Annotated in this window: 10 protein-coding genes; 5 read left to right on the top strand and 5 right to left on the bottom strand. The window is 65.5% G+C overall.

Features of this window, described 5'->3' with window-relative positions; translation table 11 throughout:
• Window positions 1-288: 288 nt before the first annotated feature.
• From G7007_RS02525 to amaB, 3 genes are all read right to left on the bottom strand, one after another.
• Complete coding sequence (locus G7007_RS02525; protein WP_181098871.1) at window positions 289-1,113, bottom strand: alpha/beta fold hydrolase; 825 nt, start codon at window positions 1,111-1,113, stop codon at window positions 289-291.
• A gap of 76 nt (window positions 1,114-1,189) precedes the next feature.
• Window positions 1,190-2,476: an L-pipecolate oxidase gene (gene amaA, locus G7007_RS02520; RefSeq protein ID WP_181098870.1), complete on the bottom strand. Its 1,287-nt coding sequence runs from the start codon at window positions 2,474-2,476 to the stop codon at window positions 1,190-1,192.
• A 110-nt stretch (window positions 2,477-2,586) separates the two neighbouring features.
• Complete coding sequence (amaB, locus tag G7007_RS02515) at window positions 2,587-4,077, bottom strand: L-piperidine-6-carboxylate dehydrogenase (protein WP_181098869.1); 1,491 nt, start codon at window positions 4,075-4,077, stop codon at window positions 2,587-2,589.
• A gap of 128 nt (window positions 4,078-4,205) precedes the next feature.
• Between amaB and G7007_RS02510 the strand changes: the two genes are divergently transcribed.
• The 3 genes from G7007_RS02510 (at window position 4,206) to G7007_RS02500 (ending at window position 8,355) form a co-directional block, all read left to right on the top strand.
• Window positions 4,206-5,099: a LysR family transcriptional regulator gene (locus tag G7007_RS02510; RefSeq protein ID WP_181098868.1), complete on the top strand. Its 894-nt coding sequence runs from the start codon at window positions 4,206-4,208 to the stop codon at window positions 5,097-5,099.
• 359 nt (window positions 5,100-5,458) lie between these two features.
• Window positions 5,459-6,853 (top strand): 2-oxoadipate dioxygenase/decarboxylase HglS, encoded by a 1,395-nt coding sequence (gene hglS, locus G7007_RS02505; protein WP_181098867.1) that lies wholly within the window; start codon window positions 5,459-5,461, stop codon window positions 6,851-6,853.
• Window positions 6,854-6,966: 113 nt separating this feature from the next.
• Window positions 6,967-8,355: a NorM family multidrug efflux MATE transporter gene (locus G7007_RS02500; RefSeq protein WP_181098866.1), complete on the top strand. Its 1,389-nt coding sequence runs from the start codon at window positions 6,967-6,969 to the stop codon at window positions 8,353-8,355.
• A gap of 49 nt (window positions 8,356-8,404) precedes the next feature.
• On the opposite strand, the gene G7007_RS02495 is transcribed toward G7007_RS02500, so the two are convergent.
• On the bottom strand, window positions 8,405-10,078 hold the full coding sequence (locus G7007_RS02495; protein ID WP_181098865.1) for a putative bifunctional diguanylate cyclase/phosphodiesterase: 1,674 nt from the start codon (window positions 10,076-10,078) through the stop codon (window positions 8,405-8,407).
• A gap of 342 nt (window positions 10,079-10,420) precedes the next feature.
• Here G7007_RS02495 and rep point away from each other — a divergent pair, with 342 nt between their 5' ends.
• On the top strand, window positions 10,421-12,430 hold the full coding sequence (rep, locus tag G7007_RS02490) for a DNA helicase Rep (RefSeq protein WP_181098864.1): 2,010 nt from the start codon (window positions 10,421-10,423) through the stop codon (window positions 12,428-12,430).
• 59 nt (window positions 12,431-12,489) lie between these two features.
• Entirely contained in the window at window positions 12,490-13,062 is a 573-nt protein-coding gene (xpt, locus tag G7007_RS02485) for a xanthine phosphoribosyltransferase (protein ID WP_060392041.1), read from the top strand.
• A gap of 1,011 nt (window positions 13,063-14,073) precedes the next feature.
• Here xpt and G7007_RS02475 read toward each other — a convergent pair.
• Window positions 14,074-14,943, bottom strand: coding sequence for a LysR family transcriptional regulator (locus G7007_RS02475; RefSeq protein ID WP_181098863.1), 870 nt, complete (start codon window positions 14,941-14,943; stop codon window positions 14,074-14,076).
• Window positions 14,944-15,068 lie beyond the last annotated feature (125 nt).

The raw sequence follows: 15,068 nt of genomic DNA, 5'->3' as shown, positions 1-15,068 counted from the left end.
GTGGAAGACAGGGAATTGTGTTTGGCTTTATGCTTGCTCATGGACTGGCCCTCGCTGCCGTTGGCTGTTCAAGAAACGCCACCGTGGCACTGTGATGCCTCGGCGGGGGCGAGTCCATTCAATTACACCCGTAGCCCCACCGCGGGGTTGCAGGCTATCGCGGTCACCTGTGGGAGCGCCCCCTGTGCCGCGATTGGGCCTGAAAGGCCCACTTATGTACCGGCACAATCCCTAGTCCCTCCACACGGGATCATGACAGCCCGCGTGCTACCGGAGCCCGGAAGCTGCTCAGCACCCTCCCCTCAGAAACGCCAGCAGATCCTCGCTCAACTGCGGCCCATGGGTCACCACGAAGCCATGCGGCGCGCCTGGGTATACCTTCAACTGCGCGCCTGGAATCATCTGCGCGGCGCGTTGCCCGGAATGCTCGAACGGCACCACCTGGTCCGCGTCGCCATGGATCACCAGCGTCGGCACGTCGATCTGCGCCAGGTCCGGGCGGAAGTCGGTTTCGGAGAAGGCATCGACACAGGCCAGGGTGCCCCGCAGCGAGGCCAGCAGCGCCATGTTCAGGGTCTGCGTCAGCACGCCTTGGGACACCTGCTGGCCCTTGTCGAGGCCGTAGAAGGTCGGGCCGAAATCGCTCATGAACTGCGCACGGTCCTGGCGCAGCCCCTCGCGCATGCCATCGAACACCGAGACCTCGATGCCCTCGGGGTTGTCGTCGGTCTTGAGCAGGTAGGGGGTGACCGATCCGAGCAGCACCAGGCCGGACACACGTTCGCTGCCATGGCGCGCCAGGTAGCGGGTCACGTCGCCGCCGCCCATCGAGAAGCCGACCAGGGTGATGTCCTGCAGGTCGAGGTGGTCGATCAGCTGGGCGATGTCTTCGGCGAAAGTGTCGTAGTCGTAGCCGGTCCAGGGCTGGCTCGAACGGCCGAAGCCACGGCGGTCGAAGGCGATGGCGCGGTAGCCGCGGCTGGCCAGGTGCTCCATCTGCGCGTCCCACATGTCCGCGTCCAGCGGCCAGCCGTGGCTGAACAGGACCGGCCTGCCCTCGCCCCAGTCCTTGTAGTAGATCGCTGCGCCGTCGCGGGTTACGAGCGTGCTCATGCCGGTACTCCTGAAAAGTCTGTCCTGATCTGGAGTGGGCACCCGGCGCAATGGTTCCTGCCAGGCCTGCCTGGCGTCAGAGCACGACGCGCAGGCACTGTCCGGCGTGGTACAGCGAAAAGCCTGTCTCGTAGACGTGCGTGCGCCAGCGCGAGCGACTGACGGCTTTCATCGGCGAGAACGGAATCGGCAACGCTTCGGCCGAGCCGTCGAGCAAAAATTCGGCGAAGGCGCGGCCGATCACCGTGCCGGTGGTGTTGCCACGTCCGTTGTAGCCGGTGACGGCCACCACGCCGGGCGCCGGTTCGAACAAGCGCATCAGGTGATCGGGGGTGAAGTCGATGCAGCCGGTCCAGTGCATCGCCCAGTCCACCTTGCCCAGGCGGGGGTAGTAGTGCTGCTGGATGCGGTCGGCCCAGCGCCGGACGAACCAGGCCGGCTTGTTGTCGACCCGGCCCAGGCTGCCGAGCAGCAGGCGCCCCTGATCATCGCGACGAATGCTGCTCAGGACGGTGCGCGTGTCCCAGGAGCCCTGGCCATGGGGCAGAACCTTGTCGGCCTCGGCGCCCGCCAGCGGCTTGGACGCGACCTGGTAGTAGTAGCCGCGGAAGAATTGCTGCTGCAGCTGGCTCCAGTCGTGCTCGGTGTAGGCGCCGGTGGACACCACCACCTTGTCGGCCAGCACCGAGCCACGCGCGGTCTTGATCCGCCAGGCCGCGCCCTCGCGGACCAGCCCCTCGACCGCGGACTGCTGGAACAGCCTGCCGCCCAGGCGCGTCACTGCGCGGGCCAGCCCTTGGGTGTAGGCCATGGGGTTGATCGTGCCGGCACGGCGGTCGAGCAAGGCGGCGGAGATCTTGTCGGTGCCGCAGTACGCCTGGCACTGCGCGCCGGTCAGCAGCTCGACGTCGGCCCCGCGGCGGCGCCACTGCTGGTGCCGGGCCTGGAGGTCGGCCAGGCCGGCGGCATTGTGCGCCATGTGCAGCGTGCCGTCGTGCCGCGCCTGGCAGTCGATGCCGAGCCGCTCGATCAAGGCGAACACCTGCGCGGGCGCCTCGCCCAGCACCTGGTTCAGGCGCGCGCCATCCCGTGCGCCCAGCGTCGCCTCGACATCGTCGGGACGGATCCAGGTGCCGGCGTTGACCAGGCCGACGTTGCGCCCCGAGCCGCCGTGCCCGACCTTCCAGGCTTCCAGCAGGACCACCGACTGGCCCTGCTCGAGCAGGTGCAGGGCCGCCGACAGGCCGGTGATGCCGCCACCGATCACGCAGACATCGGCCTTGTGCTCGCCGGCCAGGGCCTGGACGGTCAGGCCCGGTCGGCTGACGGATTCCCACAAGCATTCTTGACGCAACTCGGACATGGCCCGGCTCCAGCGATGTTGTTCTTGTTGGAGTGGGGCGGCGTGGCCGCCCTTGCGCAGGTCGCCCCGCGCGCCAGGGGATGTTCCCCCAGCCCTGCAGCCTCAAGGGCTCAGTCGAACACGATCCCTTGCGCCAGCGGCAGCTCGCGGGAGTAGTTCACGGTATTGGTCTGGCGGCGCATGTAGCCTTTCCAGGCATCCGAGCCGGATTCACGGCCGCCGCCGGTTTCCTTCTCGCCGCCGAACGCGCCGCCAATCTCGGCGCCACTGGTGCCGATGTTGACGTTGGCGATGCCGCAGTCGCTGCCCGCCGCGCTCTGGAAGCGCTCGGCCTCGCGCAGGTCGGTGGTGAAGATGCACGACGACAGGCCTTGGGGCACTTCGTTGTTCAGGCGCAGGGCCTCCTCGAAATCGTCGTAGGCCAGCACGTAGAGGATCGGGGCGAAGGTCTCGTGCCGCACCACGTCGCTCTGGGCCGGCATCTCGACGATGGCAGGCGAGACGTAGTAGGCGTTGGGGTAGTCGCTGGCCAGCTGGCGCTCGCCGCCGAAGACCTGCCCGCCTTCGTCGCGGGCCTTGGCCAGGACACCCTGCATGGCCTCGAACGACGCCTTGTCGATCAGCGGGCCGACCAGGTTGTCCTGGCGCGGATCGCCGATGCGCACCTTGCCGTAGGCGGCCTTGACCCGGCTGACCACATCGTCCTTGATCGAACGGTGCACGATCAACCGGCGCAGGGTGGTGCAGCGCTGGCCCGCGGTGCCGACGGCGGAGAACAGGATGCCGCGCACGGCCAGGTCGAGGTCGGCGCTGGGCGCCAGGATCATCGCGTTGTTGCCGCCCAGCTCGAGGATGCTGCGGCCGAAGCGCGCGGCGACACGCGGGCCGACTTCACGGCCCATGCGGGTACTGCCGGTCGCACTGACCAGGGCCACGCGCGGGTCGTCGACCAGGGCCTCGCCGGCCTCGCGGCCACCGATCACCAGCTGGGCGATGCCTTGGGGCGCATCGCCGAAGGCCGCCAGCGCTTTCTCGAACAGGGCCTGGCAGGCCAGTGCGGTCAGCGGGGTCTTCTCCGACGGCTTCCAGACCACGGCGTTGCCAGCCACCAGGGCCAGGGTGGTGTTCCACGCCCAGACGGCCACCGGGAAGTTGAAGGCGCTGATGACCCCGACCACGCCCAACGGGTGCCAGGTCTCGCGCATGTGGTGGCCCGGACGCTCGGAGGCGATGGTCAGGCCGTACAGCTGGCGCGACAGACCGACCGCGAAGTCGCAGATGTCGATCATCTCCTGGACTTCGCCCAGGCCTTCCTGGGTGATCTTGCCGGCCTCGATGGACACCAGCTCGCCCAGGTCGGCCTTGTGCGCACGCAGCACGTCGCCGAACAGGCGCACCAGCTCGCCCCGGCGCGGTGCCGGCACGTTGCGCCAGGCCTCGAACGCCTGCTGGGCCTGAGCAATGCAGGCCACGGTCTGGTCCTGGCCGAGCAAGGTCACCGAGGCGATCTGGCTGCCATCGATCGGGGTATGGACAGGGTGGTCGCCCTGGGTGTGGGTCTGGGCGGCGACGCCAAGGCGCTCGAGCAATGCAGCAACCATGTTTGCCTCTCCTGCAACGAATGGGGTGGAATGCACTGAGGATCAGTATTAATCCGATCGTATCCGGGCCACAAACGACCTTTATTCCGCTTATCATTCCCCTGGGTAATGACTTCTCAGAGATCGCCATGTCCAAACGCCTCGTCCCGTCCATGACCGCCCTGCAGTGCTTCGAGGCGGCCGCGCGCCACCTGAGCTTCACCCGTGCAGCGCAGGAGCTGCACCTGACCCAGAGCGCGGTCAGCAAGCAGGTCGCCCAGCTCGAGGACCTGCTCCAGCACCATCTGTTCCTGCGCATCCGCCGGCGTCTGCAACTGACGCCGGCCGGCAGCCTGTATCTGGCCGAGGTGGACAAGATCCTCACCCAGGTGGACATGTCCAGCCGCTACGTGCTGACTTACGGCGAGCAGACCGAAGTGCTCAAGGTGGCCACCCAGCCGAGCTTCGGTGTGCGCTGGCTGATCCCGCACCTCAAGGGGTTCGGCAAGCGCCACCCGAACATCCACCTGGACATCCGCAACGAGATGGAGCCGTTCGCCCTGCTCCAGGCCACCGCCGACGTAGTGTTCTTCTTTGGCCAGGGCACCTGGCCGGGCGCCACCTGCGTGGAGCTGTTCCGCGAGGAGGTGGTGCCGGTGTGTGCGCCCGAGCTGCTGGCCGGCCGCACGCTGAGCGAGGCCGCCGAGCTGACCGACCTGGTCCTGCTGCAAAGCGCCTCGCGCCCGCAAGCCTGGCACGACTGGTTCCTGGAGCAGGGCCTGCACAGCGCCAACAGCTACCAGGGCCCACGCTTCGACACGTTCTACATGGCCCTGAGCGCCGCGCAGTCCGGCTGCGGTGTGGCCCTGGTGCCACGCTATCTGGCGCTGCCGGAGCTGGAGGCCGGCAGCCTGGTCATTCCCTGGGGGCATGCCATGCGCAGCCACGGCGCCCATTACCTGGCCTTTCCCGAGCATGCCGCCGAAGTGCCCAAGGTGCGTGCGCTGGTGGCGTGGATCGAAGAGCAGGTCAAAGGGCTGTAAGGGCCAGGCCTTTCAGCGTCCTTGGAAAAAGCCCCACGATAGGGTCATTTATTGCGCCCTTAGCTTCACCGGCATGATACAGGCAAGCGCATTCCTCTTGTGTGTGGGCTTGCCCGCGATAGCGTCCGGGCCATCGCTGCCTGCATCGCGGGCAAGCCCGCTCCCACCCAGGGGGTGAACCGCTCTGCCAGATCAGCAATGTGGTCCACCTCGTGTTAGGCAAAGACGTCGAAGGACCTGGCTGCAAGGACGCCCTGGTTCGATCGAAAAAGGAATGAAGCACGCACTTTTTTTCGCTTGTGAGGCTGGGGCATTCCCAGCTTTCATGTAACGGTCCTTTTTCAGCCAGGAATTCCACGATGTCTGCCCATGCCTTCGTCAGCCCGGACCACATTCGCGCGCAGTTCTCCGCCGCCATGTCGTTGATGTACAAGCAGGAGGTGCCGTTGTACGGCGCGCTGCTGGCGCTCGTGAGCGACGTCAATCGGCAGGTGCTGGACGCGCAGCCCGGGCTGGCCGATACCCTGCGCTGGACCGGTGACCTGGAGCGGCTCGACCAGGAGCGGCATGGCGCGATCCGGGTCGGCACCGCGGCGGAGCTGGCGACCCTCGCCCGCCTGTTCGCCGTGATGGGCATGCAGCCGGTGGGCTACTACGACCTCAGCTGCGCCGGCGTGCCGGTGCATTCCACGGCGTTTCGCCCGGTGGACGACGCGGCCCTGCGGGCCAACCCTTTCCGGGTGTTCACCTCACTGCTGCGCCTGGAACTGATCGATGACCCGCACCTGCGGGCACTGGCCGAACGGATCCTTGCCGCACGTGACATCTTCACACCCAGGGTGCGGGCGCTGATCGAGCAGTGCGAACGTGACGGCGGCCTGAGCGCCGACGATGCCGACACCTTCGTCCAGGAAGCCTTGCAGACCTTCCGCTGGCACCAGGATGCGACGGTGACGGCCGAGCAGTATCGGCAACTGCACGGCCAGCACCGGCTGATCGCCGACGTGGTGGCGTTCAAGGGGCCGCACATCAACCACCTGACACCACGCACCCTGGACATCGATGCGGTCCAGGCAGGCATGCCGGCCCATGGCATCTCGCCCAAGGCGGTGATCGAAGGCCCGCCGACCCGGCGTCATCCGATCCTGCTGCGTCAGACCAGCTTCAAGGCCTTGCAGGAGCCGGTCGCCTTCGTCGGTGATGAGGCCAGGCACGGCAGCCACACTGCGCGCTTCGGCGAGATCGAACAGCGCGGTGCGGCCCTGACGCCCAAGGGCCGTCAGCTGTACGACCGTCTGCTCGACGCCACGCGCCTGGCCCTGGGTGGCGCGCCGACCGAGGCCAACGCCGACCACTACGACAGCCTGTTGCAGGCCTGCTTTGCCGATTTCCCGGATGACCTGGCGCAGATGCGCGCCCAGGGCCTGGCGTTCTTCCGCTATGCGCCCACCGACGCCGGCCTCGCGGCCCGTGACCAGGCCGAACGGCCACGCGATCTGCAGGCGTTGATCGACGCAGGGCATGTGCAGTACGAAGCGCTGGTGTACGAAGACTTCCTGCCGGTCAGCGCGGCAGGCATCTTCCAGTCGAACCTGGGCGGCGAGGCGCAGGCGAGCTACGCAGGCCAGGCCAACCGCCAGGCCTTCGAGACGGCGCTGGGCATGACCGTGGCCGATGAGCTGGCGCTATACGCCGAGGCCGAGCGGCACTCCTTGGCCGAATGCGCCGCGGCGCTGAATCTCGATACCCTGTAACGGCCCGTCGGGCGATGGCGCAACGGCCCGCTGCGTCATCGCCCTTTGTGCAATCCTGACCAAAGCCTCAGAATCCTCGGTCTGCCCTGTCATGCGTTTCCGAGGACTTCTCCATGCACGTCGCCCCCACTACCGAACTGAAAGCCCTGCTGCGGCTGGCAGGCCCGCTGGTGGCGTCGCAGCTGGCGCACATGCTCATGGTGCTCACCGACACCCTGATGATGGCGCGCATCAGCCCCCAGGCCCTGGCCGGGGGCGGGCTGGGCGCGGCGACCTACTCGTTCGTGTCGATCTTCTGCCTGGGGGTGATCGCCGCCGTCGGCACGCTGGTGGCGATCCGTCAGGGCGGCGGTGACGTCCAGGGCGCCACGCGCCTGGCGCAGAATGGCCTATGGCTGGCCTGGGGTCTGTCTCTGCTGGCCGGGCTGGCGCTGTGGAACCTGGAACCGGTGCTGCTGCTGTTCGGGCAGCAACCGGACAACGTTGCGTCGGCCGCCGAGTTCCTCACCCTGCTGCCCCTGGCCCTGCCGGGCTACCTGAGCTTCATGGCCTTGCGCGGCTTCACCAGCGCCTTGGGGCACTCCACGCCGGTGATGGTGATCAGCCTGGTCGGCACGGTGGTCAACTACCTGTTCAACCATGCGCTCATCGAAGGGATGTTCGGTCTGCCGAAACTGGGCCTGATGGGCATCGGCCTGGTGACCGCCGTGGTCTCGCTGGGCATGGCCGTGGCCCTGGCCCTGTACATCCGCTGGCACCGCGCCTACGACGCCTACCCGCTGCGCCAGGGCCTGCTGCGCCCCTCCTGGACCGCCCTGCGCGAGCTGCTGCGCCTGGGCCTGCCGATCGGCGGCACCTACATGGTGGAGATCGGCCTGTTCGCCTTCGCCGCCCTGTGCATGGGCCTGCTGGGCAGCACCGAGCTGGCGGCGCACCAGATCGCCCTGCAGATCGTGTCCACGGCGTTCATGGTACCGACCGGGCTTTCCTATGCGGTGACCATGCGCGTGGGCCTGTACTACGGGGCTGACCGGCTGCTCGCCGCGCGCAGCGCCGGGCGTGTCGGCATCGCCTTCGGTGCCTCGCTGATGTTCGCCTTTGCCGCGCTGTTCTGGCTGCAGCCCGACACCCTGGTGGGGCTGTTCATCGACCGGCAGGACCCGGCCTTTGCTGCCATCTTCGACCTGGCGGTGGGGCTGCTGATGGTCGCGGCCTGGTTCGAGCTGTTCGATGGCGTACAGAGCATCGCCATGGGCTCGATCCGCGGCCTGAAGGACGCCAAGATCACCTTCCTGATCGGCCTGGGGTGCTACTGGCTGGTCGGTGCGCCGAGTGCCTGGCTGTTCGCCTTCACCTTCGAGGGCGGTGCGCTGGGCATCTGGTGGGGGCTGGCGCTGGGCCTGGCCTGCGCATCGATCTGCCTGGTGGTGGCGTTCGAGTGGCGGACCGGGCGTCTGCTGCGGCGGGCCGAGCGCGCCGGCCGGACGGCGACCCTGACCTGAGCGCTGCCGCACCGCATCCTGGCAGGGCCGTCAGCCTGACCGGGCACCGTCAGGGACGGTAGTCGAAGCGCCCCTGCCGGGCGCTCGCGTCCACCAGCCAGGTGCTGAGTTCGTCGATGGGCAAGGCCCGGCTGACCAGAAAGCCCTGCACCTGATCGCACCCATAGTCACGCAACAGGGCGAGTTGCCGCTCGTTCTCGATGCCTTCGGCGACCACGTGCAGGTTGAGGTCGTGCGCCAGGTTGATCATCGCCTGCACCAGCTTGCGACTTTCCATGCGCTGCTCCATGCCGGCGACGAAGCTGCGGTCGACCTTGAGCAGGGTGATCGGCAGGCTGTTCAGGTGCACGAACGAGGAAAACCCTGTGCCGAAGTCGTCCAGCGAGAACCTCACGCCCAAGCGACCCAGCGCGTCCAGGGTCTGCTGGACGCGCTCGTTACAGTGCATCACGGCCGTCTCGGTCAGCTCGAATTCCAGCCAGCTGGCGTCGATGCCGTACTCGGCGATCTGCCGGCTCAAGGTCGCCAGCAACTGGCTGTCGTGGAACTGCCGGAAACTCAGGTTGACGGCGATGTGCAAGGGCGCTAGACCACGCGCGCGCAAGACCTGGGTATCGCGCAGCGCCCGGGCGATGACCCAGTAGCCCAGGGGCACGATCAGGCCGCTCTGTTCGGCCAGGGGGATGAATTCGCCCGGCGGCAACAGGCCCCGCTCGCCATGCCGCCAGCGCACCAGCGCCTCGAGCCCGACGATGCGCCCGCTGGCCAGGTCCAGGCGTGGCTGGTAGTGCAGCTCCAGTTCGTCGCGCCGCAGGGCACGGCGCAGTTCGCTTTCGAGGTCGGCGAGGCTGCGGGCATGGCGGTTGATGCGCTCGTCGAACACGTGAAAGGTACAGCCGCGCCTGCGCTTGGCCTGCTGCATGGCGATGTGCGCGTGCCACATCAGGGGGTCAGGGCCATTGTGGGCGCGAGCATGGGCGACACCCAGGCTGCACCCCAGCAGCAGGCTTTCACCGTCGACCCAGAAGGCCTCGCCTAGCGCATCGACGAGGTGACGGGCCGTCTGCTCGGCACGCCGGGGGTCCTGCCGCGTGTCGAGCAGCAGGGCGAATTCGTCGCTGCCCAGCCGAGCGATCTGGTCGTCAGGCCCCAGGTGCCGCTTGAGCCGGTCGACCACCTGGAGGATCAGCCAGTCGCCGACCTGATGGCCGAGCGCGTCGTTCACGTGGCGGAAGTTGTCCAGGTCCAGGTGGCCCAAGGCGACGCCACGCCCCTCGTGCTCGGCCAGCCGCCGGGTCAGCAGGGTCTGGAAGCCTTGGCGGTTGGCCACGCCGGTCAAGGGGTCGAGTTGGGTCAAGCGTTGCAGGGTCGTTTCCAACAGACGCCGCTCGCGTACGTGCCGCAGGCAACGGCGCAGGGTATCGCTGGTGAGCTGGCCCTGTACCAGCCAGTCGCTGATCCCTGGCGGCAGCTCCTGCGGGTCCTGCGCCAGCAGCAAGACCATCGGCAGGCCACAGCGCTCGCTACACGGCTGCAAGTCAGGTGTCGTCAGCACGATGGTCAGTCGATCATCGGCGAACAGCGTGTCCACGGCGTCCCAACAAGGCGCGGTCAGCAGGACGGCCTGAGGGGACACATGGGGCAAGTGCGCGTGCAAGGCAGCGGCCCAGTACGGTTCACTGGCCAGCAACAAGAGACGCAAGGGTACGACAAGCGTGGACAAGCATGCTCCTTACGCCGCGCAGGTGTCACAATGACATGACGCAGCGAATGACCGACGTATGTGTGGTAATGCTTTTCACCTGAATCATGCCATTTTGCCATTGAGCTACGACCTATTCTGTCGTGCATCCTGCGCGATTCTGCCTGACTCGGCAAACCCTTGGGCATTCGTTGTACGTTACTGTCGACCTCCAGAAGCGCTCGAACATTGCATCGTCCTTCCATGACAGATGCGCTACTGCTCTCGAACACTTGCGAGCCTCACTGGGCAGACGGTTATCCACCATCCGCCGCATGCCTGCTAGAATGCGCGGCTATTTTCTGCTCCCCCCGGTTTACAGCCATGTCCCGACTCAATCCCCGGCAGCAAGAAGCCGTGAGCTACGTCGGCGGCCCGCTTCTGGTGCTCGCCGGTGCCGGCTCCGGCAAGACCAGCGTGATCACCCGCAAGATCGCCCACCTGGTACAGAACTGCGGCATCCGTGCCCAGTACATCGTCGCCATGACCTTCACCAACAAGGCGGCGCGCGAGATGAAGGAGCGGGTCGGCACCCTGCTGCGCCCTGGCGAAGGGCGTGGCCTGACGGTCTGCACCTTCCACAACCTGGGCCTGAACATCATCCGCAAGGAGCATGCGCGGCTGGGCTACAAGCCGGGGTTCTCGATCTTCGACGAGACCGACATCAAGGCGCTGCTCGGCGACATCATGCAGAAGGAGTACGCGGGCGACGACGGCATCGACGAGATCAAGAACATGATCGGGGCCTGGAAGAACGACCTGATCCTACCGCCCGAAGCCCTGGAAAAGGCTCGCAACCCGCGCGAGCAGACCGCCGCCATCGTCTACACGCACTACCAGCGCACCCTCAAGGCCTACAATGCGGTGGACTTCGACGACCTGATCCTGCTGCCGGTCAAGCTCTTCGAAACGCACCCCGACGTGCTGGAGAAGTGGCAGAACCGGGTGCGCTACCTGCTGGTCGACGAATACCAGGACACCAACGCCAGCCAGTACCTGCTGGTGAAGATGCTGATCGGCACGCGCAACCAGTTCACCGTGGTCGGCGACGACGACCAGTCGATCTACGCCTGGCGCGGCGCCCGGCCCGAGAACCTCATGCTGCTCAAGGACGACTACCCGTCCCTGAAGGTGGTCATGCTCGAGCAGAACTACCGCTCGACCAGCCGCATCCTGCGCTGCGCCAACGTGCTGATCGCCAACAACCCGCATGCCTTCGAAAAGCAGTTGTGGAGCGAGATGGGCCATGGCGACGAGATCCGCGTGATCCGCTGCCGCAACGAGGATGCCGAGGCCGAACGCGTGGCCATGGAAATCCTCACACTGCACCTGCGCACCAACCGGCCCTACCGCGATTTCGCCATTCTCTACCGGGGCAACTACCAGGCCAAGCTGATCGAGCTGAAGTTGCAGCACCATCAGGTGCCGTATCGCCTGTCCGGCGGCAACAGCTTCTTCGGGCGCCAGGAGGTCAAGGACCTCATGGCCTACCTGCGACTGCTGGTCAATCCCGACGACGACAACGCCTACCTGCGGGTGATCAACGTGCCGCGCCGGGAGATCGGTTCGACCACACTGGAAAAGCTTGGCAACTACGCCACCCAGCGCGACGTGTCGATGTACGCGGCCAGCGAGGAGCTGGGCCTGGGCGAGCACCTGGACGCGCGTTACACCGAGCGCCTGCAGCGCTTCAAGCACTGGCTCGACGGCGTGCGTCAGCGGGTGGCCTCGGACGACCCGATCGCCGCCCTGCGCGAGATGGTGCGCGACATCGACTACGAGAACTGGATCCGCCAGAACACCGCCAGCGACAAGGCTGCGGAGTTCCGCATCAGCAACGTCTGGTTCCTCATCGATGCGCTGAAGAACACCCTCGAGAAGGACGAAGAGGGTGAGATGACCATCGAGGACGCCATCGGCAAGCTGGTGCTGCGCGACATGCTCGAGCGCCAGCAGGAAGAGGAAGAGAATGCCGAAGGGGTACAGATGATGACCCTGCATGCCTCCAAGGGGCTGGAGTTCCCCTACGTGTTCATCATGGGCATGGAGGAAGAGATCCTGCCGCACCGCTCCAGCATCGAGGCCGACACCATCGAGGAAGAGCGCCGGCTGGCCTACGTGGGCATCACCCGCGCCCGTCAGACCCTGGCGTTCACCTTCGCCGCCAAGCGCAAGCAGTATGGCGAGATCATCGATTGCACGCCGAGCCGCTTCCTCGACGAACTGCCGCCCGACGACCTGGCCTGGGAAGGCCTGGACGACGCCCCGGTGGAGGTCAAGGCCGCGCGCGGCAACAACGCACTGGCCGATATTCGCGCCATGCTCAAACGCTAGCCCATCTATGCCACGGCGCGTTGCCGTGGCTCTGTCCGTTACATCGAGGAACTACCGCCGTGGAAGCACTGCACCAGAAGATTCGCGAAGAAGGCATCGTGCTTTCCGACCAGGTTCTCAAAGTCGATGCGTTTCTCAACCATCAGATCGATCCTGCCCTGATGCAGCTGATCGGTGACGAGTTCGCCCAGCGCTTCGCCGAGGCGGGCGTGACCAAGATCGTCACCATCGAGGCGTCCGGCATCGCGCCGGCGGTCATGACCGGCCTGAAGCTCGGCGTGCCGGTGATCTTCGCCCGCAAGCACCAGTCGCTGACCCTGACCGAAAACCTGCTGACCGCGTCGGTGTACTCGTTCACCAAGCAGACCGAGAACACCGTGGCCATCTCGCCGCGTCACCTGAGCAGCCATGACCGTGTCCTGGTGATCGACGACTTCCTGGCCAACGGCAAGGCGTCCCAGGCGCTGATCTCGATCATCAAGCAGGCCGGCGCCACCGTCGCCGGGCTGGGCATCGTGATCGAGAAGTCGTTCCAGGGCGGCCGTGCCGAGCTGGACAGCCAGGGCTACCGGGTCGAATCGCTGGCGCGGGTCAAGTCGCTGGCCGGTGGGGTCGTCAGTTTCGTGGAGTGAGGTAGGCTTCGCAGGCCGCCCGCGGTACTGTCGGCGCGGTGCAGAGCACTCGACTTGCAGGGCTTTCTGGCGGGCCCTGCGGGCCCGATCGCGGCACAGGGGTCGCTCCTACCCGCCAGCAGCCAACCGTGAAAGGTAACTATCGGCCGTTAGCGACCGTTGCTTTGATTAGCCATCCTTGTCCTTCCACACGTGGAGGACATGCCATGAGCATCATCGCTAACCGCAGCCGTCAGCCCTGGAACAAAGGAAAATTGGTCGGGCAGAAACCCCAGGCCTTTCAACGTCTTTAACTAACACGATGTAGACCACATGCCGATCTGGCAGAGCGGTTCACCTCCTGTGTGGGAGCGGGCTTGCCCGCGATGCAGGCGGTGATGGACCGGACGCTATCGCGGGCAAGCCCGCTCCCACAAGCTGCTTGCGCAGCCATGGCTACACCGACGGCTGCAGAGGTCTGGGTGGGAGCTGGCTTGCCAGCGATAGCGTCCGGTCCATCACCGCCTGCATCGCAGGTAAGCCCACACATCAGCCCATAGGGTCGGGCATGTACCGAGTAGAAAAAAGACAGTTGCTCCCACAGAGGGGGATTAACCGCTCTGCCAGATCAGCGATATGGTCCACATCCTGTTAGGCAAAGACGTTGAAAGGCCTGGGCAGAAACCCCCGCTACAACTGAGAGATATCTGAGCTATCCGAGTAAGGCTTCAGATTGCAGAAAATACTCGAGATCTGGCTCTCTTCGATCTGGCCATCGACAGCAAAGCTTAGCTATCGAAGGACGAAGGACCTGCGGGCGGTTCAACTGCTGTTTGGACACACGAAGCTAAAGAGCACCATTCGATATTTGGGGATTGAGGTCGACGACGCGCTGGAGAAGGCGGAACAGACTGAGGTCTGACGATGCACAGCGACGGTCGAGATCAGACTGTCGCCAACCGACCCTAAGAAGCCATTCGCAGAGGGCTGCACACGGCCAGAAGCGGACGCTCATGGCTTGGCTATTGCGCCTTAAGGAGGAGTAGAAAGGCGAAGTGTCTTGATAAGAAGGTCGTGAAGACTGTCCACCGCCTTCGAGCCCCGAGATGCCTGGCTTCGGAACACGGCGACCTCCATGGGCTCCAGCGGACCTAAGCCTTGCTCGCTGCCTAAGATCTTCAAGTGCGATGGCGCACTGCACTGTGTAAGCACCGCTACCGCCAAGCCGCTTTCGACGGCGGCAATTTGGCCCGCCAAGCTGGAGCTGTTGTACACCACCTTGAAGCGACGCCCTTGGAGTGCCAACGACTGCAACGCACTGCGCTTGGCAAGACTGGCGTCCTCATAGACGGCGATGGGCAGCGGGTCGCGTCGCCAGACCTGGAACTGGGCATCGCCGACCCAGACCATTGGCTCATGAAACAGCAAGACTCCATGCCGAGGGTTGTCACGAGAAACCAGGGCGAGATCAAGATTGCCGCTTTTCACTCGAGGAATCAGAGAAGTCGACTGCTCGCAGTTCAACTCGATCTCCACCGCACCGAAATTCGGAGCGAAGCGTTTGAGTGCTGGTGTAAGGTAACGCGCGGCGTAATCATCCGGCACGCCAAGACGAATCCGCCCCGTCAGCTCCTCCCTATGGAAGGCCACCTGGGTTTCGGCATGCAGATCGAGCATTCGCCGTGCGTAACCCAGCAACAACTGCCCTTGAGCCGTAAGCTGGTGCTGGCGCGGCCCTCGCACCAGAAGCTGGCAACCCAGGGCCGTCTCCAGCTTCTTGATCTGCATACTGACCGCCGACTGAGAGCGATGCACTTGCGGAGCGGCGCCAGATAGCGAACCTGCATCCACCACGGCAACGAAGCATTTCATCCAATCTATCTGCAGATCATGGAACGTCATAGTCAAACTCGGTCATTCGATTACCGGATAGCTTAACTCTGTTTTATCCGTTTTTCTTTTGGCGCATAGCAGAAGCATATTAGTGACGAAGTCAGGTGTTGCCTTGAGTGAAACGCAGCACGTGC

The organism is Pseudomonas entomophila, assembly GCF_013523125.1.
Classification (GTDB): Bacteria; Pseudomonadota; Gammaproteobacteria; order Pseudomonadales; family Pseudomonadaceae; genus Aquipseudomonas; species Aquipseudomonas entomophila_B.
This window is presented reverse-complemented; position numbering and strand designations above follow the sequence as displayed.

Coding starts and splice junctions, on each gene's coding strand:
- amaA (WP_181098870.1), bottom strand. CDS start 2,476: ATGTCCGAGTTGCGTCAAGAATGCTTGTGGGAATCCGTCAGCCGACCG.
- G7007_RS02510 (WP_181098868.1), top strand. CDS start 4,206: ATGTCCAAACGCCTCGTCCCGTCCATGACCGCCCTGCAGTGCTTCGAG.
- G7007_RS02475 (WP_181098863.1), bottom strand. CDS start 14,943: ATGACGTTCCATGATCTGCAGATAGATTGGATGAAATGCTTCGTTGCC.
- G7007_RS02500 (WP_181098866.1), top strand. CDS start 6,967: ATGCACGTCGCCCCCACTACCGAACTGAAAGCCCTGCTGCGGCTGGCA.
- rep (WP_181098864.1), top strand. CDS start 10,421: ATGTCCCGACTCAATCCCCGGCAGCAAGAAGCCGTGAGCTACGTCGGC.
- amaB (WP_181098869.1), bottom strand. CDS start 4,077: ATGGTTGCTGCATTGCTCGAGCGCCTTGGCGTCGCCGCCCAGACCCAC.
- hglS (WP_181098867.1), top strand. CDS start 5,459: ATGTCTGCCCATGCCTTCGTCAGCCCGGACCACATTCGCGCGCAGTTC.
- G7007_RS02525 (WP_181098871.1), bottom strand. CDS start 1,113: ATGAGCACGCTCGTAACCCGCGACGGCGCAGCGATCTACTACAAGGAC.